The 19,367-nt window shown below is 55.6% G+C and carries 22 protein-coding genes and 1 tRNA gene; 12 read left to right on the forward strand and 11 right to left on the reverse strand.

The features are described 5' to 3' along the window. Window positions 1-81 precede the first annotated feature (81 nt). Window positions 82-2,136 (forward strand): DNA helicase IV, encoded by a 2,055-nt coding sequence (gene helD, locus ACP3TA_RS14480; protein WP_033642595.1) that lies wholly within the window; start codon window positions 82-84, stop codon window positions 2,134-2,136. 33 nt (window positions 2,137-2,169) lie between these two features. Here the strand turns inward: helD and ACP3TA_RS14485 are convergent, their stop codons facing one another. Further along, window positions 2,170-2,628, reverse strand: a complete 459-nt coding sequence (locus tag ACP3TA_RS14485) for a methylglyoxal synthase (RefSeq protein WP_033642596.1) — start codon at window positions 2,626-2,628, stop codon at window positions 2,170-2,172. A 121-nt stretch (window positions 2,629-2,749) separates the two neighbouring features. Then, a complete protein-coding gene (locus ACP3TA_RS14490; RefSeq protein ID WP_046686791.1) occupies window positions 2,750-3,415 on the reverse strand; it encodes a DUF2057 family protein in 666 nt (221 codons plus the stop codon). Between the two features lie 256 nt (window positions 3,416-3,671). Here ACP3TA_RS14490 and ACP3TA_RS14495 point away from each other — a divergent pair, with 256 nt between their 5' ends. Continuing rightward, window positions 3,672-4,085: a CoA-binding protein gene (locus tag ACP3TA_RS14495; protein WP_033642598.1), complete on the forward strand. Its 414-nt coding sequence runs from the start codon at window positions 3,672-3,674 to the stop codon at window positions 4,083-4,085. A gap of 58 nt (window positions 4,086-4,143) precedes the next feature. Here ACP3TA_RS14495 and hspQ read toward each other — a convergent pair whose 3' ends face one another. Further along, window positions 4,144-4,461, reverse strand: coding sequence for a heat shock protein HspQ (gene hspQ, locus ACP3TA_RS14500; protein ID WP_004928104.1), 318 nt, complete (start codon window positions 4,459-4,461; stop codon window positions 4,144-4,146). 60 nt (window positions 4,462-4,521) lie between these two features. Then, on the reverse strand, window positions 4,522-5,712 hold the full coding sequence (gene rlmI, locus ACP3TA_RS14505) for a 23S rRNA (cytosine(1962)-C(5))-methyltransferase RlmI (protein WP_072627929.1): 1,191 nt from the start codon (window positions 5,710-5,712) through the stop codon (window positions 4,522-4,524). Window positions 5,713-5,805: 93 nt separating this feature from the next. Between rlmI and yccX the strand changes: the two genes are divergently transcribed. Beyond that, window positions 5,806-6,084 carry an acylphosphatase gene (gene yccX / locus ACP3TA_RS14510; RefSeq protein WP_033642600.1) on the forward strand — a complete coding sequence of 93 codons (279 nt, stop codon included), beginning with the start codon at window positions 5,806-5,808 and terminating at the stop codon, window positions 6,082-6,084. 34 nt (window positions 6,085-6,118) lie between these two features. Here yccX and tusE read toward each other — a convergent pair whose 3' ends face one another. Together tusE and yccA are read right to left on the reverse strand one after the other, a co-directional pair. Further along, window positions 6,119-6,448, reverse strand: coding sequence for a sulfurtransferase TusE (tusE, locus tag ACP3TA_RS14515; protein ID WP_033642601.1), 330 nt, complete (start codon window positions 6,446-6,448; stop codon window positions 6,119-6,121). Window positions 6,449-6,558: 110 nt separating this feature from the next. After that, the gene (gene yccA, locus ACP3TA_RS14520) at window positions 6,559-7,218 is read right to left on the reverse strand and encodes an FtsH protease modulator YccA (protein ID WP_033642602.1); all 660 of its coding nucleotides are present in this window, start codon (window positions 7,216-7,218) and stop codon (window positions 6,559-6,561) included. 229 nt (window positions 7,219-7,447) lie between these two features. On the opposite strand from yccA, the gene ACP3TA_RS14525 reads away from it, so the two are divergent. The 8 genes from ACP3TA_RS14525 (at window position 7,448) to ACP3TA_RS14560 (ending at window position 14,999) form a co-directional block, all read left to right on the forward strand. After that, window positions 7,448-7,535, forward strand: a tRNA-Ser gene (locus ACP3TA_RS14525). Between the two features lie 227 nt (window positions 7,536-7,762). Beyond that, complete coding sequence (locus ACP3TA_RS14530) at window positions 7,763-7,975, forward strand: hypothetical protein (protein WP_004928089.1); 213 nt, start codon at window positions 7,763-7,765, stop codon at window positions 7,973-7,975. Window positions 7,976-8,794: 819 nt separating this feature from the next. Then, window positions 8,795-9,391 (forward strand): fimbrial protein, encoded by a 597-nt coding sequence (locus ACP3TA_RS14535; protein ID WP_369825806.1) that lies wholly within the window; start codon window positions 8,795-8,797, stop codon window positions 9,389-9,391. A 54-nt stretch (window positions 9,392-9,445) separates the two neighbouring features. Further along, window positions 9,446-10,141, forward strand: coding sequence for a fimbrial biogenesis chaperone (locus ACP3TA_RS14540; RefSeq protein ID WP_033644245.1), 696 nt, complete (start codon window positions 9,446-9,448; stop codon window positions 10,139-10,141). 14 nt (window positions 10,142-10,155) lie between these two features. Continuing rightward, window positions 10,156-12,651 carry a fimbria/pilus outer membrane usher protein gene (locus ACP3TA_RS14545; RefSeq protein ID WP_047572019.1) on the forward strand — a complete coding sequence of 832 codons (2,496 nt, stop codon included), beginning with the start codon at window positions 10,156-10,158 and terminating at the stop codon, window positions 12,649-12,651. A gap of 15 nt (window positions 12,652-12,666) precedes the next feature. Beyond that, complete coding sequence (locus tag ACP3TA_RS14550; RefSeq protein ID WP_426784333.1) at window positions 12,667-13,731, forward strand: fimbrial protein; 1,065 nt, start codon at window positions 12,667-12,669, stop codon at window positions 13,729-13,731. Window positions 13,732-13,867: 136 nt separating this feature from the next. Then, complete coding sequence (locus ACP3TA_RS14555; RefSeq protein WP_049866670.1) at window positions 13,868-14,392, forward strand: hypothetical protein; 525 nt, start codon at window positions 13,868-13,870, stop codon at window positions 14,390-14,392. Between the two features lie 169 nt (window positions 14,393-14,561). Continuing rightward, a complete protein-coding gene (locus ACP3TA_RS14560) occupies window positions 14,562-14,999 on the forward strand; it encodes a helix-turn-helix transcriptional regulator (RefSeq protein ID WP_206196409.1) in 438 nt (145 codons plus the stop codon). Window positions 15,000-15,072: 73 nt separating this feature from the next. Here ACP3TA_RS14560 and ACP3TA_RS14565 read toward each other — a convergent pair whose 3' ends face one another. The 4 genes from ACP3TA_RS14565 to ACP3TA_RS14580 form a co-directional block, all read right to left on the reverse strand. Further along, entirely contained in the window at window positions 15,073-15,873 is an 801-nt protein-coding gene (locus ACP3TA_RS14565) for a DNA/RNA non-specific endonuclease (protein ID WP_197845128.1), read from the reverse strand. Between the two features lie 186 nt (window positions 15,874-16,059). Further along, window positions 16,060-16,374 carry a hypothetical protein gene (locus ACP3TA_RS14570; RefSeq protein WP_016928271.1) on the reverse strand — a complete coding sequence of 105 codons (315 nt, stop codon included), beginning with the start codon at window positions 16,372-16,374 and terminating at the stop codon, window positions 16,060-16,062. 236 nt (window positions 16,375-16,610) lie between these two features. After that, window positions 16,611-17,210 (reverse strand): NAD(P)H:quinone oxidoreductase, encoded by a 600-nt coding sequence (gene wrbA, locus ACP3TA_RS14575; RefSeq protein WP_033650699.1) that lies wholly within the window; start codon window positions 17,208-17,210, stop codon window positions 16,611-16,613. A 78-nt stretch (window positions 17,211-17,288) separates the two neighbouring features. Then, complete coding sequence (locus ACP3TA_RS14580) at window positions 17,289-17,906, reverse strand: LysE family translocator (RefSeq protein ID WP_033642607.1); 618 nt, start codon at window positions 17,904-17,906, stop codon at window positions 17,289-17,291. 68 nt (window positions 17,907-17,974) lie between these two features. Between ACP3TA_RS14580 and ACP3TA_RS14585 the strand changes: the two genes are divergently transcribed. Then, window positions 17,975-18,898 carry a LysR family transcriptional regulator gene (locus ACP3TA_RS14585; RefSeq protein WP_060659696.1) on the forward strand — a complete coding sequence of 308 codons (924 nt, stop codon included), beginning with the start codon at window positions 17,975-17,977 and terminating at the stop codon, window positions 18,896-18,898. On the opposite strand, the gene ACP3TA_RS14590 is transcribed toward ACP3TA_RS14585, so the two are convergent. Next, window positions 18,882-19,349, reverse strand: coding sequence for a helix-turn-helix domain-containing protein (locus ACP3TA_RS14590; RefSeq protein ID WP_129993332.1), 468 nt, complete (start codon window positions 19,347-19,349; stop codon window positions 18,882-18,884). The two genes, ACP3TA_RS14585 and ACP3TA_RS14590, sit on opposite strands and share 17 nt — an antisense overlap. Window positions 19,350-19,367 lie beyond the last annotated feature (18 nt).

The raw sequence follows: 19,367 nt of genomic DNA on the forward strand, positions 1-19,367 counted from the left end.
AGCGCTAGAGTGCCACTGCTTATCGCAGGTAAACTGGCATATATCCGTTATTTAATCTCAACATAGTCATGGCGCGACGATATGGAACTTAAAGCGACATCGCTGGGGAAACACCTGGCTCAGCACCCTTATAACCGCGTGCGGTTGCTGCACGCCGGCGTTGAGGTGAGCGGGGAAAAACATGAATACCTGATCCCCTTCAATCAACTGATTCAGGTCAGGTGCAAGCGTGGCATCGTCTGGGGCGAGCTGGAATTTGAATTACCGGACGAAAAAGTAGTGCGGTTGCACGGCACCGAATGGCAGGAAACGCAGCGTTTTTATCACTTTCTGCAGCAGGCGTGGCAGCAGTGGAGCGCCGAGATGAGCGACGTCAGCGCCGGCGTGTTGCAACAGCAGGTGGCGCAGATTAAGCGCATTGAACAACAAGATAAATGGTTCAAAAAGTCTGAGCTGGGCAAGTTGCAGCAGCAAATTCGCGAGGCTTTCTCCGCGCTGCCGATGCCGGTGGCGCGCCTGGAGGAATTCGATAACTGCCGGGCTGATTACCATCTGTGTTTGCAATGGTTGCAGCAGGGGGAGCGCAGTATCGAGCAACGCAACCGGCAGTGGACCGAGCGCATGCTGGATCAACACCATGATTTCTTCCAGACCGTCGAGAGTTCGCCGCTCAACGACGCCCAGAGCCGGGCGGTGGTCAATGGCGAGGATTCCGTGCTGGTGTTGGCCGGCGCCGGCAGCGGCAAAACGTCGGTGCTGGTGGCGCGCGCCGGCTGGCTGTTGCGTCGTCAGGAGGCTGAACCGGGTCAAATCTTGCTGTTGGCGTTCGGCCGTCAGGCCGCCGGCGAGATGAACGACCGCATCAAAGAACGTTTGGGTGATGTCGGTATTCAGGCCAAGACCTTCCATGCCTTGGCGCTGCAAATCATTCAACAAGGCAGCCGCAAAGCGCCGGCCATCAGCCGGTTGGAAACCGATGCCAAAGCGCGCAAAGAGCTGCTGATCACCCATTGGCGCCAACAGTGCGCGGAGAAGAAAGCGCAGGCCAAGGGGTGGCGTCAATGGTTGACCGAAGAGCTGGAATGGGAAGTGCCGGAAGGCGACTTCTGGCAGGATAAGCGCCTGGCGGATCGCCTGGCAAGCCGGTTGGAACGCTGGTTGGGGCTGATGCGCATGCACGGTGGCAGCCAGGCGGAAATGATCGAGCAGGCGGATGAAGAAATCCGCGATCTGTTTTCAAAACGCATCAGGCTGATGGCGCCGCTGCTGAAAGCCTGGAAAAGCGCCTTGAAAGAGGAAGGGGCGGTGGACTTCTCCGGCCTTATCCATCAGGCGGTCAACATTCTCGACAAGGGGCGCTTCGTCAGCCCGTGGAAACATATTCTGGTCGACGAGTTTCAGGATATCTCACCGCAGCGTGCGCTCTTGCTGGCGGCATTGCGCCGACAGAACAAGCAGACCTGCCTGTTTGCTGTAGGGGATGACTGGCAGGCGATTTATCGCTTCAGCGGCGCAGAACTGACGTTAACCACGGCCTTCGCCACGAACTTCGGCGAAGGCGCGCAGTGCGCGCTGGATACCACCTATCGTTTCAATGAACGCATCGGCGAGGTGGCCAACCGGTTCGTGCAGCAGAACCCGCACCAGCTGAAAAAACCGCTCAATAGCCTGAGCAAGGGCAATAAAAAGTCGGTGACGATCCTGCCGCACGAGCAGTTGGAGCCGCTACTGGACAAGCTGAGCGGCTACGCCAAGCCGGATGAGCGCATCCTGGTGCTGGCGCGTTACCACCATCTGAAACCGGAAGCGCTGGCGAAAGCGGCCACCCGCTGGCCAAAGCTGGATCTGGAGTTTATGACCATCCACGCCAGCAAGGGGCAGCAGGCGGAATACGTCATCATCGCCGGTTTGCATGAGGGGCGTGACGGCTTCCCCGCCGTGGCGCGCGAGTCGGTGTTGGAAGAGGTGTTACTGCCGCAGCCGGAGGACTTTCCGGATGCTGAAGAGCGCCGTCTGCTGTATGTCGCGTTGACTCGCGCCAAACATCAGGTATGGCTGTTGCAGGATCGTGAACGTCCTTCGGTGTTCGTCGACCACCTGCGTGAGCTTGGCGTTCCGGTGCAGAAAAAACCGTAAGCAGCAGGCCTGGCGGCAGCCAGGCCGAAAGGACTATTTCAGGCGGTCTTGCAGGTAACGCTGATAGTCGGGGATGGCGATCGCCACCTCGCTTTTGAACAGCGGAGAGTCAATCAAAAAATCAGCGGTCGAACGGTTGGTCGCTACCGGAATATTCCAGACGGTCGCCAGCCGCAGCAGCGCCTTCACGTCCGGATCGTGCGGAACCGCGTTCAGCGGATCCCAGAAGAAGATCAGCATGTCTATCTTGCCTTCCGCAATCAGTGCGCCGACTTGCTGATCGCCCCCCATTGGGCCGCTCAGCATGCTGGTGACGGGAATGCCGCTGGCACGCTGGATCAGGTTGCCGGTGGTACCGGTGGCGTACAACTGGTGCTGCGCCAGAATGGTCTTGTGGCTTTCAACCCATTCCAGCAGGGCCTGTTTGCGGTGATCGTGCGCCACCAGCGCAATGTGCTTGCGCTCGGCGATAGTGCGGGTGGTCAATTCCATCTCAGTGTCCTTCGCTAATCGGGGATGTGCGACAGATTACTGAAACTGTTTTTCACTGCCTAGCGTTTGCAGCTGAAAATGCGAAGAAAAGGCGCCTTTGCGGCTAAGGCGCCGGGAGGGATCAGCGAACCGGTTGTTTGTTGGCCCAGTGCAGGAAGCGCTTCTGGGTTTCCTTGTCCGCCTGTTGGAACCAGTATTGCAGCATCTGTTCCGACACGTTTTCACCTTTCAGCGTCACCGTCGGGGCATTCACCGGTGCGCCGGCCGGCAGGGAGGCTATTGTGTTGCCTGTGTTCGGCTGGACGAAAAGCGGGACGGAAGCCGGGCGGTTTTGGCGATTGTAATCCGTCATCACCTTTTCCAAATCGGCATTGAAGGTGACGCTGTCGGGATGCAGCACATCATGCTGGAACGGCAGGGCATTACCCTCTTTATCCACCACCCGATAGTTCAGCGTTTTATCAAAGCGTTGCGTGTCACGATCGTTCTCGATGCGCGGCAGTTCGATTGCCACCTGACTGATCTTTTGCGTATTGAAGGTGGCAACCAGCGGCAGGGACGCATAGGCCTGCGTATGCTGGCCGGAACGTACGGTTTTGGTCACTTTAAACAGCAGCTGGTGCTGTCCGCCATCCAGTTCAAGGCTGTCGGCGCCTTTTAACAACGAACCTGTCATTTTCTTGCCGTCGACCACTAGCAGATCGATGTCCGGGGAGAGTTTCAGGGTCGTAGCCGCGGCAGGCATGCTGATGCTGAGCAACGCCGCAACCACCAGACCAAATTTCATCATTATCTCCTTATAAAGTGACGTAGCTCTAAGTGTTGAACATGGCATAGGTTGTGTCAAAATTTTTCAATCGGGTATTTTATTTACATTTTTACATATTTATTTGTAATTAGACACGTCTGTGCGTGGCTGAACCGCGACAGCCTCAGACCATAAGATTACGCTGAAGTTTCCTGCGCGTAGCGTTTAGCCGCGCGAATGCCGATCGGTTACACTCGAAACGGAAAAGTGACGCAGTGATAAACGGGAGTTGAAGATGCAAGATCAAGAGATTGTTGAGTTATTGCAGCAGGTGAAAACCATCGCGCTGGTGGGCGCCAGCGATAACCCGTCGCGGCCCAGCTATGGGGTGATGGCTTATCTGTTGTCGCAGGGATATCAGGTGATCCCGGTGAGCCCAAAACTGGCGGGGCAGACGCTGTTGGGGCAGCCGGTTTATGCCACGCTGGCCGCCATCCCGCAGCCGGTCGATATGGTCGACGTTTTTCGCAATTCGGAGGCAGCCTACGGCGTGGCGCAAGAGGCGATAGCGATCGGTGCCAAGGCGCTGTGGTTGCAGATCGGCGTGATTAATGACCAGGCGGCAGTGCTGGCGCAACAGGCCGGGCTGCAGGTGGTGATGGATCGCTGCCCGAAAATCGAAATCCCGCGTTTGGGGCTGGAGCGCTAAATAAAAAGAGCCCGGCGCGCTGCCGGGCTCTTTCAGGGTTTCTCAGGTCTTGGCGCGGTCAATTGCGCAAGCGTGGCGCCTGTAACTGGTGACGGATGGATTCCGCCAGTTCATCCAGCGATGGTTGCTCGGGATGCGCTTCCTGGGGCTCGCCATCCAGCTGCGCTTCCGCCAGATAGGTATGCACCGGTTGGCCTTCCTCGTCTTCCATCACCACGTGGTACCAAGGAGCGGAACGCAGTTCATCGTTCGCCGCTATCTCGTCAGCTTTGGGTTGTTCCAAAGAGTATTCAGGGTCGATATCGATAACGACGCCCAAATACCCCAGCAGTTTATGCCTAACCTGTTGTCCGATACCGAATTTGCTGGCAATCATGATGACCTCCTGAGAAACAATGCCTTGCTCATATATGGGGGCAAGGCAGCGCATTTCAAGTTACATCACCCGACAAGCGAAGCCTTTCAGATACAGCCCCTCAGGGTACGTGGCGATCACCGGGTGATCGGCAGCCTGGCGGAACTGTTCTATAAATTGTACATCACGTCCGGCATCTACAGCGGCGTCGGCCAAAATTTTCTGGAACAGATCGGTCGGCATCAGCCCGGAGCAAGAGAAGCTGAGCAGAATGCCGCCCGGGTTCAGCAGCTGCAGCGCCAGCATATTAATGTCTTTGTAGCCACGGCAGGCGCTGGCCAGCTGGTTTTTGTTCTCGACGAACTTCGGCGGATCCATGATGATCAGATCGAATTTCTCGCCCTGGGCGCGGTAGTTGCGCAGCAGTTGGAACACGTCATCGCGAACGAACTCTGCCTTGTTCAGCTCCAACTTGTTGAGCTCGACGTTCTGTCTGGCGATATCCAGCGCCGCCTGCGAGGTATCTACACTGATCACCTGCGCGCAGCCGCCCATCAGAGCGGAAACGGCGAAGGCGCCGGTGTAGGAGAAGCAGTTCAGCACCCGGCGGCCGGCGGAGTAGTTACGCGCCGCCAAGCGGCTGTCGCGCTGATCGAGATAGAAACCGGTCTTGTGCCCTTGCTGAATGTCCACCAGCAGTTTCATGCCGTGTTCGGTGATCGGCAGCAGCTCCGGCGGCAGATCGCCCAGCACCGGACCCTGCGCCAGCGGCAGGCCTTCTTTTTTACGCACCGCCACGTCGGAGCGATCGTAAATCGAACATTCCGGGTAACAATGCTGCAGAGCGGAAAGCAGCGCCGGGCGCTGATATTCGGCGCCGGCGGACAGCAGCTGCAGCACCAGGAAATTCTGGAAGCGATCGATAGTGATGCCCGGCAGGCCGTCGGATTCGCCGGCGATCAGGCGGTATCCGTCCAGGCCGTCGCGCTGCGCGACCCAATCACGCCAGCTTTGCGCTTGCTGCAGGCGGCGAATGAAGAAATCGATGTTAATCTCTTCATCCTGCTGGAAAGTCCAGACGCGTGCGCGGATCTGCGACTCGGGCGAGTAGGCGCCGCGAGCCAGCCATTTGCCCTGGCTGTCGAGAATATCGATGGTTTCACCGGAGAGCGCTTTGCCCTCGACGCGTTGAACGGCGCCGGAGAATACCCAAGGGTGACGACGGAGTAAGGACTTTTCACGTCCTTTGGCGAGAAACAGGCGTACGGTCATAATTAATAATGCTGCCAGCTAGGATAGAAAAAGTGACACGGCGGTGCAAAGGCACGGCAATGCCATAACGAAAACTGAATTAAGGGGGCGATTATGACACAAGTTTGCATTGCTGCGTATGTGTATGGCGTGGTGCAGGGGGTAGGGTTTCGCTATTCCACTCAGCGGCAGGCTGAGGCGCTGGGGGTGACGGGCTATGCGCGCAACCTTGATGACGGCAGCGTTCAGGTGGTGGCCTGCGGCACACAGGAGCAGGTGGACTCGCTGGTCGCATGGCTGAAGCAGGGCGGCCCGCGCAGCGCGCGCGTCGAACGCGTGCTGGTGGAGCCGCAGGGCGTGACCGACTACGACGGGTTCGGCATTCGCTATTAAGTGCTCGCCTGCAGCGGCGCTGCGGGCGGAGCGGTCAGATGCATTTTACCGGTTTGGGCAATCCGGCGATCTTGGTGGCCTGTTTGGCCGGCCCTTTCGGGAACAGGCGGTACAGATAGCGGCTGTTGCCTTTTTCTTCACCGTATTTCTGCGCCATGGCTTTGACCAGCATGCGAATAGCCGGTGAGGTATTGAATTCCTGATAGAAGTCGCGCACAAAGCGCACCACTTCCCAGTGTGCTTCGGTGAGCACGATCTCTTCCTGCGCGGCCAGCAGCGGCGCCAGGCCTTCATGCCAGTCGGCGCTGTTTTTCAGATAGCCCTGCGCGTCAGTGTCGATAACCCGACCTTCAAACTCCAACATACTGCCTCGATAACGGATAATTCGGAACGGCCGCCAGTTTAGCAAATTTTTTCAGCCGCAAAAAATAAAGCCCCGCCGGAGCGGGGCCTGGAAGGCGGGGTAACACGCGATCAGTTGCTGCGGGCGAAGCCCAGAATGCTCAACAGGCTGATGAACATGTTGTACAGCGACACGTACAGGCTGACGGTGGCGCGAATGTAGTTGGTCTCGCCGCCGTGAATGATGTTGCTGGTTTCCCACAGGATCGCGCCGGCGGAGAACAGAATGAACAGCGCGCTGATCGCCAGGTGTAGAGCAGGGATCTGCAGGAACAGGTTGGCGATCACCGCCACCAGCAGCACCACAAAACCGGCCATCATCATGCCGGACAGGAACGACATGTCTTTACGGGTGGTCAGCACGTAGGCCGAGCAGCAGAAGAACACCGCGGCGGTGCCGCCCAGCGCCAGCATGATCAGATCGCCCGCGCCGGCGTTCAGGAACGAGCTGAGGATCGGGCCGAGGGCATACCCCATGAAACCGGTCAACGCGAACGCCGCCAGAATGCCTGCCGGGCTGTTGGCCAGTTTATGCGTCAGGAACATCAGGCCGTAGAAGCCAACCAGCATCAGCAGCAAGCCCGGCGCAGGCAGGCCCAGCAGGGTACTGGCGGTTGCGGTCAGCGCCGAGAAAGCCAGCGTCAGGGATAACAGGAAATAGGTGTTGCGCAGGACTTTATGCGTGCTGAGCAGGGAGTCGCGCGAGGAAGACGAGACGACAATGCGGTCCATAATGATCTCTCTTATCAGGCCATCACAAAATAATCCCGATGATAGGCAGCGCAAGCGCTTGATTAAAGTTTGTTTACCAATCTTTACCCTTAGTTATCATTGTTGCAACAGCGGGGGGAGCGGCCGCGCGTTTGTTCGCCGGCTTGCATCATTCCGTCGATTTTTCGCGCGGTTGAACGCGCCTGGGCTTTACAAGCGAATAAGCTCTGTTTATAGTGCGCGTCGTTGCGGAGGGGTGGCCGAGTGGCTGAAGGCAACGGTCTTGAAAACCGTCGACGGGAAACCGTTCCAGAGTTCGAATCTCTGCTCCTCCGCCATACATTCTGACCCCGCGCTCTTAGAGCGCGGGGTTTTTTGCTTTTGCGTGCTGAGAACTTGACGGTCGCCCGCAGGAAACGCGAACGGCTATTGATAAGGGCTACGCATCGGTGAGATTATGCGGTCATCAAGGCAGGCTGCTCGGATGCCTGCTGCTGTCAGGCGTGACCGGCACGATAATTAACGCCGCCTTATCGATTTTGCTTAATACTCTTAGGAGACAGAGATGAACTGGTATCAAGTCGCCCTATGGACCATGATTTTTCTCAAGTCCGGCGCTTTCCTGGTGTTCGTATGGTGGTGGATGTTCAAACGTGCGACCAAACCCTATGAGCGTCCGAAAGACGTCGTGGTCGACGAGACGCCGTATGACGATAGCCTTACGATGGAAGAGGTGATGAAGAATCACGGCATCGTACGGACTGAAAAGCCGCTCTGATCGTCGAATGTCTGTGTTGCTATCAACCCGAGCCTGTGGCGCTCGGGTTTTTTATTCCCGCCGTTACTCGCGATGCATCCCTTTTCCCCTATCTTGTTTGACCCCTGTAGCGATTTATTTAAATGAATTATCTTTCAGTATATTTTTTAATATACTTTAAAGGTGGGTTTTATATTGATAGGGAAAGATATATTTTTCTCTGAAAAATTCATCCTTATCGACTGAGCAAAGAAAAATTCGGACGCTGTTTCTTGTGTGTCTGAATATTCATGTGCAGAGAGTATCGCATTTCCGGGCTACTCCTATAGCGGTAGGTCGGATAATTTTTAAGGTAGGGGAAAAGTAAACCTTACGTGGAGGGATGAGGAGGGTTAAGGAATCTAAGATTTTTCTTTGTGTGTTTTTTCTTTTTATATCAATGGCTTTTTGTTTTTTATGCCACAAGCGCTTTTATGAGGAAATGGCGGCGCTCATTTAACCCGCGCAGTAAGCAGGCTGCCGTACTCACTCTTTTAAGGCACACATCCTTCCGGTCATTGCTCGATTCATTTTTTTATTGTCATGAAAATTATTTGATTCGATGTTGCAATTTTTTTGTCTTTGGAATTAATATGTCCTGCATCTGGCGGTGAATGAGATTTTTCCCATTGTCGGATACCTTTTAGAATACACTTGGATATATATAAATATATACCGTCGCATATAAACTTTTAGATGGCAGGATGCTGTCAATACTCTGCTATTGCCTAAGCTTCGTTAGCCTCTAAACGGTTTAATGGTGTAGGTCATTTTATATATGCTCTCTCAGCGAAGAAAGTAATGGGGTTTATTATGATTAAGCAAGGCATCTCTTTGGCGGTATTGGCTGCCGCGTTAACATCTGTGGGCGCAACGGCGGCAGATAATTCCGCCGGTGGCGTTATTTCGTTTAGCGGTGCCGTTACGGATACCACTTGTACCATCAATGGCGGGAAAAGCGCCGATTTTACCGTTGCGCTCAGCCCGATTTCCGTGACTGATGCGGGCACCGTGGTCGGCCCCATCACCAAAAACAAGAAATCTTTCTCGCTGACGTTCTCCGGCTGCACGCCGGCGGCGGGAACGGCCGGTACGCCGCTGAAGATCTACTTCTCTTCGGCGAATAATATCTCTACCGACGGGAAATATCTGCTGAACAGCTCCGTGAATGAAAGCGACGCCGCCGTAGCGAAAAACGTCGGTTTTTCTCTGGCTGAGCCGGGTTCATCCACGCCGATTCCGTTGAACGTGCCTTATGTCACCAAGATCAAAGGCGATAAAACGGCGCCGGATGCCGAAACGCTGACGTTGGACGCCTATTACTACAAGACCAATGCGTTGGAAGCAAAAGTGGGGGAATTGAGTTCCAACGTGACTTACACCATTTCTTACCTGTAATTGCAATTAAGCCAGGCCTGCGCCCAAGGCAAAGGCCTGGCTTCTGGGGTGACTATGAAACAGTGCTTAATCTTTGCTGGATTGTTTCTCAGCAGCTTTTGCGCCGATGCCAATATTGTAATTAATGGAACGCGCGTTATTTATCCGGAAAAAAACAAGGATGTTATCGTTCAGTTAGTCAACAATGGTGACGATCCGGCACTGGTGCAGGCATGGATTGATGACGGTGATATAAACTCGACGCCTGAAACGGCAAACGTGCCGTTCTTGTTATCCCCGCCGGTTGTGAAAGTTGCCGGAAATAATGGCCAGCAATTACGCATACAAAAAATGAACGCGGCGCTTCCCGGCGATCGTGAGTCGGTATTTTATTTGAATGTGCTGGATATCCCGCCTACGCCGGAGAATTTGCAGGGCGTCAATACGCTGCAATTAGCCATCAAATCACGCATCAAGCTATTTTATCGCCCGGCAGGATTAACCGGCAGTGTCAATAACATCACCGACTTCATTGAACTCCAGGCGGCGGGGAAGGGATTTAAGGTTATCAACAAAGGCCCTTACTATTTTACGTTGGCCAATGTTGATCAGAAAGGCAAAAAGAATCTGTTGGTCGATTCAGTGATGGTCGGGCCATATTCCAGCCTCTTTGCCCCGACCAAAGTTGGCGTGAGCCGGAATATTCCCTACACCCTGCTCTATATCGACGACCTGGGGGCTTATAAATCTAAAGCCATTACAGCCCGCTAACGTGAAGAACGGCCATGAAGCTTAAACTAAAATTGCTTTCGATACTGACCGCATCTGTATTCATACCGTTAAATAAAGCATCGGCGATGAAATTCGACACTTCTCTATTGGCCGGTGCGTCCAGCGAATCCGATCTGTCGCGTTTTTACCTCAATAATGACATGCCGGCAGGCACGCAAACGGTCGACGTGTATGTCAACCAGAGTTGGAAAGGGCGGTTCTCGTTGCAGTTCGGCGAACATAAAGGCGATATTCGCATCGCCCATCGTGACGCCGCCCTGTTGGGCATCGATATGAGTCGTTTGTCCATCGGGGTGGACAAGGGGCCGATCCCCGTCCAAACGTTAGTGCAAGGAGGAAGGGCGGACTTCGATGTGGGGACGTTGAGCCTTAAGCTGACGGTGCCCCAGTCGCGAGTGATTCGCGCAGAGGCCGGCTATGTTGACGCCAAATTTTGGGATCGCGGCGTGCCTGCGTTGCTGCTGGCCTATAACGCCACCTATTACCACGTGCAGTCGTTGCAGGGCGACAAGGCGTCAAACGACGATTTCTATACCGGTTTGGAATCGGGGGTCAATCTGGCGGGTTGGCAATTCAGAGACAGCAGCAATTTCCGCAGCAGTTCGCGGCAAGGCAGCGATTGGCAAAATAATACTCGCTATGTGCAGCGTGGCTTCGCCGCCATCAAATCGAACCTGACGATGGGCGATTTCTATTCGCCGGGTGATTTGTTCGACTCGATTCGGGTGCGGGGCGGCGCTTTAGCCTCGGATATCAACATGCGGCCCAATTCGCAGCAGGGCTTTTCGCCGATAGTACGGGGCGTGGCGCAGAGCAATGCCCTGGTGAAAGTATTGCAAAACGGCAACCTCATCTATCAGGAGAACGTGCCGCCGGGCGCCTTTACGCTGGACAATATATTGCCGACCGGTTCTGCGGGGGATCTGTTGGTCGTGGTCAGGGAAGCCGACGGGCGGGAACAATCCTTTACCGTGCCGTTTTCCGCCGTTCCCAACATGTTGAAGCAGGGCGTCAGCAAATATGGCCTGGTGGCCGGTAAGGTCAATCAGGCGGATACCGACTATGCGCCCGCTTTCGTGCAGGGCACGCTGCAGTACGGCTTCAATAATCTGGTCACCGGTTACGCCGGTACGATCCTCAGCGAGGACTATCGCGCCTGGCTGCTGGGCAGTGGCTGGAATCTGCCGTTCGGCGCGGTATCCGTCGATGTGACTCAGGCCTCGACGCATTTGCAGGATCGCAACGAGAATGGGCAAAGTTTTCGGATCGCCTACAGCAAGTTTTTGGACGCTACCGCAACCAACTTCACGCTGGCGGCTTACCGTTATTCGACCAAAGGTTATTACAGTTTCAACGATGCCATCTACACCCATCAAGGCTACCGCGAGCGTGACAAGCGCTTTCACGATTATTGGAACGATCGGGATGACGATGAGCTTGCCCCGCTGGATTTGAATACCTGGGACGCCGTTCGCGCCGCTCGTCCGCGCAATACCTTCAATTTGAACCTAAATCAGAGGCTCGCAGACGGGTGGGGCACGCTCTATTTCTCCGGCACCCAGCGCGACTATTGGTCGGATACGAATAAAAGCCGGGAATACCAGCTCGGGTATTCAAATGCCTTCGCGCGGGTCAGTTACAACATTTCCGCGAGTCGCGTGAGAAATTCCGATCGCAAAGAAGAGACGCGGTTTTATCTCTCTCTGAGCGTGCCGTTGTCGATGTTCGACAACAATGCCTATCTCAGCACCAGCTTATCCGCCACCGATTCGCACTATCAGCAAAGCTCGCTGAGCCTGAGCGGCAATGCGCTGGAATCAAACCGTCTGAGTTATGCGCTTGCCGGCAGCAATCAAAGCGGCGGCAACAGCATGGCGAGCGTGAATGCCGCCTATCGCGCCAACGCGACGACCGTTGGCGGCTCCTACAGTGAATCATCAGACTATCGACAGTTGGGCATGAGCGCCCGCGGCAGTCTGGTGGCGATCCCTTGGCATTTGCTGGCGTCCAACGAAATGGGCAACACCATGATGGTGGTGGACGCGCCCAAGGCCAAAGGGCTGATGGTGAACGGCGACGAGAGCATCGTCACTAACGACGAAGGGCTGGCTTTGGTGCCTTACGCCACGCCTTACCGGCAAAACTCCGTGACATTGTCGGATACCGGCAACAGTTCCGGCGCCGAGATCGTCGGCAATATCGCCAACAGCGTGCCCTATGCCGGCGCCGTCAACTATTTGAGATTCGAAACCGATCGGCGTCGGCCTTATACGCTGCGCGCCTTTAAGCCCGGCAATAAGCCCCTGCCATTTGGTGCGGAGGTGGCGGATCAAAGCGGGCATGCCATTGGCTTCGTCGGGCAGGCCAGCGTCCTGTATCTGCGGGTGGAGCAGCAGCCAACGTCACTGGAGGTCAGGCTGAATGACGGTGTCTGCAAGATTGAACGCCCGAAAATCTCGATGGACAGCGCAGCCAACACATGTCGATAAAAGGATAATTACACCATGCTCAGGATACTCGCACTGACCCTGTCCCTGTTGTTCAGCGGTTACAGTTACGCTTCATGCTACGGCAACGGCATCCAATATGCGCCGCCTATCTACGTCGATTTGTCGGATAAGCTCAGCGATAAAACCCCGGTCTGGGAAGGCAGTTTTTATACGCAATACAGCGGTTCATTCAGTTGTTCAACCTCGAGCAGCGAATTCGGCTATACGCGCATCCTGTCAACCGACAGCACAAAGGCGACCATTCTGGGATTCAACAACGGTAAATATTGGATACGCGCGGAAATAACCAACGACATCGCCAACAAAAAACTTAGCGGTTGGGGATCGCACTCCGCTTCGGAATTGAATCAGCCGATGAATATTCGTTTCAGTCTGGTCAGCAAGACGGGCACATTGATACCCGGCGACACGGTTAGCCTTAAGGACGTGATGTTCGTGACCGATCTGAGCGGGATGTCCTTGCTGGAGATCATTTTGTGGCCCGCCAAGCAGTTGGTGAAGATCTTGACCTGGCTGCTCAACGGTTTCAATTGGCCTTACGATCAGCGCGACATGTACGGGCAGCCGATGACCATCAAGTATGCGCCCAAGATGACGACCTGCACTTTCGACAATGCCGGCCTGGCGGTGAAGTTGCCGACGCTGGGGATATCGCAGATTACTCAGGGGGCGCAAAATGGCCTGACGCCCTTTACGCTGAATTTCAGCTGCCAGAATCGGCAAAGTGGCGGCACGGCCGATCGGGATATCAATATGTTTTTATCCAGCAATAATCTGTTGTCTTCGGATAATACGGTTTTGATTGATAAAAGCGCTGAGGCGGCAAAAGGCATTGGCATCCGGCTGGTCAAGACGGCTTCGCCGAATAATCCCGTCACGCTGTCGCTTTCCAGCGTGACGCCAGGCGCGGCGACTTCATTATTTCATGTGGGAACCGGCAATGCCTTGGATGCGCAATTTTCCATCGGCATGGCGGCCTATTATTATCCTTACAGTCCCACCGCAATGAGCAGCGGGGGAATTAACACATCGGCTACGCTTAACATTATATATAAATAATTCTTTTGTTATTTTTAATAATAAAAAACAGGTTGCCACATATAAGAAAAATCTTAACATGGTAATTGGTGGCGAATATTATTTGCTTGAATAATATTGGTGTTTAATCCGGATCTCTATGTTGAGGATGAATTGTATGACGGAACAAATCCAGATCGGTGTCAAAGTGGAAAAATCGCTAAAAGATGAGGTTGACGTCATTCTTCGCGGTTTGGATATTAAGCCGACGACGGCGATAAATGGGCTTTATCAATATATCTCGCAGCATGGAGAGCTCCCTTTTGTCATATCAACCAGCGTGAAAACACCGAAGGATATCGCCGGCGGGTTGTTCAAGAACCTGTTTTCCTTACAAAGCACGCTCAGCGTTTTCCTGGATAAAGTGCAAATGAAGCGGTGTGTCAGCAGGGAGGAAGTATTGATTGTGCTCGATATATTGCGCGACTTTATCGTTGGTTTTCGCCAAAGCGCGCAATATCTCGGCGCTTCGCCTTTCGGTCGGCGCGTAGTTTGGAAGGATGCCGTATGCGCCGTCGAGAGTATTCATGAAATTCTAGATAATAACGTGAAATACAGTGAAGATGGCATTATGAATTTGGATGAAAAATATCTCTCATCGCTGTCCGCATTGCTGATCTCATTATGTTCTTCACTTAAGTAAGTCGGACCAATAAAGTTAATTGACATGACTGCCATGGGGGCGTTGTTAAAAACGCGCCCATGACAAATAGCAATGGGGTGATCCTGTGCGAGTGGCTATATTTTCTGATGATTACTATTTATTCTATGGCATATCGCAGATCTTAATGTCGTTGGAGGGCGTTGAAGTTATGGGTCTGCATTCATCTGCACGCCGTGGATTACATGCCATGTATTGTCATGCAGAAATGGTCATCGTCTCTTTCTCGTCTATCTGTCGGGTTATGAATTTCTTATCGCATATTGTCGACAGGCCTGACAATACGATCGTCTTAACCGGCGTGGAAACGCCGCGACTGGCGAATTTTAACTGTCTGAAAAAAAACATCGGTCTTACGACGTTCGTTGAGGCAATAAAAATGTTCACCGCGAGCTGCAAAGGGCAGAGCCTGTCGCCGCGCGAGCTTTCGGTGTTGGCCATGCTGCTGGCGGGAAAACCGAATACCGGCGTCGCTAAGGCGTTGGGCATTTCCGAGAAAACCGTCAGCCAGCATAAAATGAACGCCATGCGTAAATTGGAAATCGAACGTTTTCACCAATTTATTGTTGCGGCAGATGAGCGAGTGTAAGCGTGATGCCGTTGGCAGAGTGAGCGCCGTCTGATGCCAGAGTAAAATAAACCCGCCGAAGCGGGTTTTTCCGTCAGTTTTTGCAGCCCATCAACTCCGGCAGAACGCCGGGCTTGTTCTTCAGCGAAGCCTGTACGTCGTCCGGCAGACCAGCCCAGATGATCAGGCCGGTGCGTTTCTCGATCTCGTCCACCGTCACGCGGAATTGGCAAAAATCGGCGCCCTTCGGCGTGTTTTGATCGAACAGGAAAGCGGCATAGTGGTTCACCGCCGGGCTGTTGTTGATGAAAATCACCTTCCAGTAGGCGCTGGGGATAGTGTGCGCTTTCTGGGTGCCCGGCAGTTTGCCCATATCGCGTTCATACAGCGGCCCGGTCACGGTATAGACCGAAGAGATGTCTGCGCGATCGATCAGCTTGCGCTCCTGATCTTCCAGCCGCGCCCAGGCGCCCTGGTTCAGGTCGGACTTTTGCGGCGTGATGTTGGACAGGTAGTTCAGCGATTCCCAGTCGGAAACGCCGGCCAACGAGGCCAGCGGCGCCTGATGACCGCGATCGACCTTCAGCGCCGCGTTGGCACCGGTGTAATCGGCGGGCGCCAGAGTGTCCGCCGGGTTGAGCGCCGGATCGGTTTTCCAGTTGCGCGTCTTGCCGCTGGCCGGCGTGTCTTTGGTGATGTGATAGGCCACCCAGTTGGCGAACTTGGTGGTGCTGTTGTTGTTCAACGTATAAGCATGACGCACGATAGACACGTTGCTGCTGCCGCCGGTCGGGCAGCCGACCGCGCAGTTGTCGATGGATTCGAGCGTGTCGGCCGACGCCTGAGCGGCGAACAGCAGGGCGGCCAGGGCCAACATCTTGTTGTTAAAGCGCATATTCATATCCTCAATAAGTTAAAAAATACTGTATATATTTACAGTGAATTAAACTTATCGCAGTGAAACGAATACAACAATGCAACATATTCATGTTGTGAATGTGTCAGTCATGGTACAGCCAAGCCGTACGTGAAATACGGCAGAAATGAAAACGGCGTCCAACAGACGCCGTTTCAAAGGGGGTTATTCCAGCAGGTCGTTGACCGTGCGGCGCACATAGTGCGTCATTTGCGCCAGATCGTCCGGCGACACCGGGCCGCCGCCGGCGCGCACCACCTGTTGTTCGATCTGGGCGATCTCTTGCTCGACCTTGTTGGCGATCTGCACTTTGACTATCTTGTCCACCGAAGACAGCAGCACCTTCAATACCACTTTCAGCGCGATGTTCTCGCAGAACGAATCGTAGTGATGAACCGGCGGCGGCGGGGCCGGAGCCGGCTCGGGCGCGCGCGGAGCCAGAGCCTTGAAGCTGTCTACATTTTCAATAATAAGATCCATGTCTCTTATTAGTTCATCAAAATCTTTAGACACTGACTTATTCCCTTCGCTGTGCGCAAAAAACAGAACGCCCGTCCTCGGGCTGAAAGCGGATGAGCGACGGGCAGAACGAATTCGGGCCTGGCCTTCAGACGCTGAATGGCCGGGGGAGGGGCATTCTAACCTTGCGGCGGGTTGGCAACAAGATGGGGCCGTGCGAATGCGCGGCCCTTTGGATCACGGGGGCTGGAGGGTGCTTAACTTTTCAGCTTGGCGGTGATTTTGGCCACGTGTTCGCCCTGATAACGGGCAATGGTCAGCTCTTCGTTGCTCGGCTGCCGCGAACCGTCGGCACCGGCGATGGTGGTGGCGCCATACGGGGTGCCGCCGCGCACCTGCGAAACGTCAAACAGCTCCGGCGTCGCATAGCCGATCGGCACGATGATGAAGCCGTGGTGCGCCAGCGTGGTCCAGGTCGAACTGATGGTTTGCTCCTGGCCGCCGCCGGTGCCGGTGGAGGAGAAGACGCTGCCCACCTTGCCGTACAGCGCGCCGGAAGCCCACAGGCCGCCGGTCTGATCGAGGAAGGTGCGCATCTGTCCGGCCATGTTGCCGAAGCGGGTTGGCGTACCGAAGATAATGCCATCATAGTCCGCCAGCTCTTGCGGGGTGGCGACCGGCGCCTGCTGGTGTTGTTTGCCCCCGGCCTTGGCGAAGGCTTCCGGCGTCATGGTTTCCGGCACGCGTTTGACCGTTACGTCCACGTTATCGACCCGATTCGCCCCTTCGGCCACCGCCTGCGCCAGGCGTTCGATGTGGCCGTACATTGAGTAATAAAGCACCAACAGTTTCGTCATGTTTCGTACTCCCGCTCAGATGATTAACAAAAACCCCTGATAAGCATAGAAGCGAATGACGAACTTGGCGTCGTGGCGTTACCTGATGCCGGCGATCGCCAACAGGGCGCCAAAGACAATCAGCAGCCCGCCAAAGGTGCGATCGATGCCGCGGCGCAAACGCAAAAAGCGCGCATTGACGCCCGGCGCGGAAAACAGCAGCGCGACGGCGGCGAACCAGAATACATGGACGGCGGCGATAAAGAGGCCATAGCCGATCTGTACGCCGAGCGCGGTGTGGGGAGAGACCACCTGCATGAACAGACTGACGATGAAGATGGTGGTTTTCGGGTTTAACGCGTTGGTGAGAAAGCCGGTTTTCAGGGCGGCGAGATCGCTGATGGCGGCCGGCGTCGTGGTGGGCGCGGCGTCGTGATGGGTTGCGTTGCGCAGCAGCGTAAAGCCGAGGTAGATCAGGTAGGCGGCGCCGATGCCTTTGAGCAGGTTAAACAACCAGGGCGACTGTTGGATCAACACGCCGACGCCAATCAGCGTATAGCTGACATGGATCAGTACGCCGGCGCCAATGCCGCAGGCGGTGAAGATGCCGGCGCGGCGGGAGAGCAGCAGGCTGTTGCGCGATACCATGGCGAAATCCGGTCCGGGGCTGATTACAGCGAGTAAAGTAATGGTGACGACAGCGATGAGTTCAGTCATAGTTATCCTTGCGATTTTTATCAATAGAGTGACTGATTTATAAGAGTAATTTTTCTCGGTGACAAACGATGAATAGTGACGATATCGGTGAGAAAAACTCACGCAATAGAGCCAGGCCATTGCCGCTGGGCGGGCTGCGCTGCTTCGAGGCCGCCGCGCGGCTGGAAAGTTTCACCCAGGCGGCGCAGGGGCTGAATTTGACGCATGGCGCCATCAGCCGGGCGGTGCGGGCGCTGGAAGAGGAATTGGGCGTGGCGTTGTTTGAGCGCCGCCATAGGCGAGTACTGCTCACGGCGGCGGGCCGCAAGCTGTTTCAGGCGACACAGCAGGCCTTCGGCATTCTGGACCATACCGCGCTGGAGCTGCGCCAGCAGGCGCTCAATGCGCCGCTGATCTTGTCCTGTGAACCGACCTTATTGATGCGTTGGCTGATCCCGCGTTTGCCGGCTTTTCAGCGGGCGCACCCGGACATCAACTTACAGCTGGTGGCGGGCGGCGGGCCGTTTTCGTTCCATGACGGCATCACGGCGGCGATCCGGCGCAATGACTTCGATTGGGGAAAGCAGGCGCATAGCCTGGCGCTGTTCAATGAAAAGGTCGGGCCGGTGTGCCAACCCGAGGCGCTGACGAGGCTGACGGCCTCTGTGGACGGACGGCGGCTATTGCGGCCGGGCGCCAAACTGCTGCATGCCGCGACCCGGCCGGATGCCTGGCGGCACTGGGCGCATCAGCAGGGGGTGACATTGGCGGGGCATCCGGAACAGCGCTTTGACCATTTCTATTTCAGTCTGCAGGCCGCGGTAGCCGGCCTTGGCATCGCAATCGGCCCATGGCTGCAGGTGCGAGACGATCTGGCCGCCGGCTTGTTGAGCGCGCCGTTCGGTTTTACGCCCGACGGCAGCGGCTATTACCTGTTGTCGCCGCAGCCTATCGTGCCGGGCAGCGCGTTGGCCCGGCTGGCCGAGTGGCTAACGCTCACGGCAGACGCCTGAGTTTTTGCGCCAGCCGCTGTTCCTGCCAGCGGCTGAAGACGTTGCGCAGCAGCAGAGTGCGCACCGCCCGCATGACCAGCGCGAGGCTCATGCCGCCGATCGCCCACAGCGACCAGAGATAGTGCGGGTGGGTAAACCAATTGATGGCGAACAACATCACGCCAATCACGGCGAAACGCACCGCCATGCTCAGCAGTTTGCCTTCTGCCGCGACCTGGCGACGAAGGCGCTGCGCCTCAGGCGTCTCCTCCTGCGGTGTCTGCGGCGGCGCGTTGAGATCGCGGACCTGCACGCCCAGCGCGGCGGCGATCGCGGTCAAGGTTTCCAGGCTGGCCTGTTCGCCGTTTTCAATCCGCTGTACGGTGCGGGTGCTGAGGCCGGCGATGGTCGCCAACTGCTCCTGCGACCAGCCTTTCTCCAGACGTAACGGCCTGATGCGGTACTTTTGCATGGTGCACTCCCGAGTTCG

Origin of the sequence: Serratia sp. 2C06, assembly GCF_050037615.1 — a bacterium.
Classification (GTDB): domain Bacteria; phylum Pseudomonadota; class Gammaproteobacteria; order Enterobacterales; family Enterobacteriaceae; genus Serratia; species Serratia ureilytica.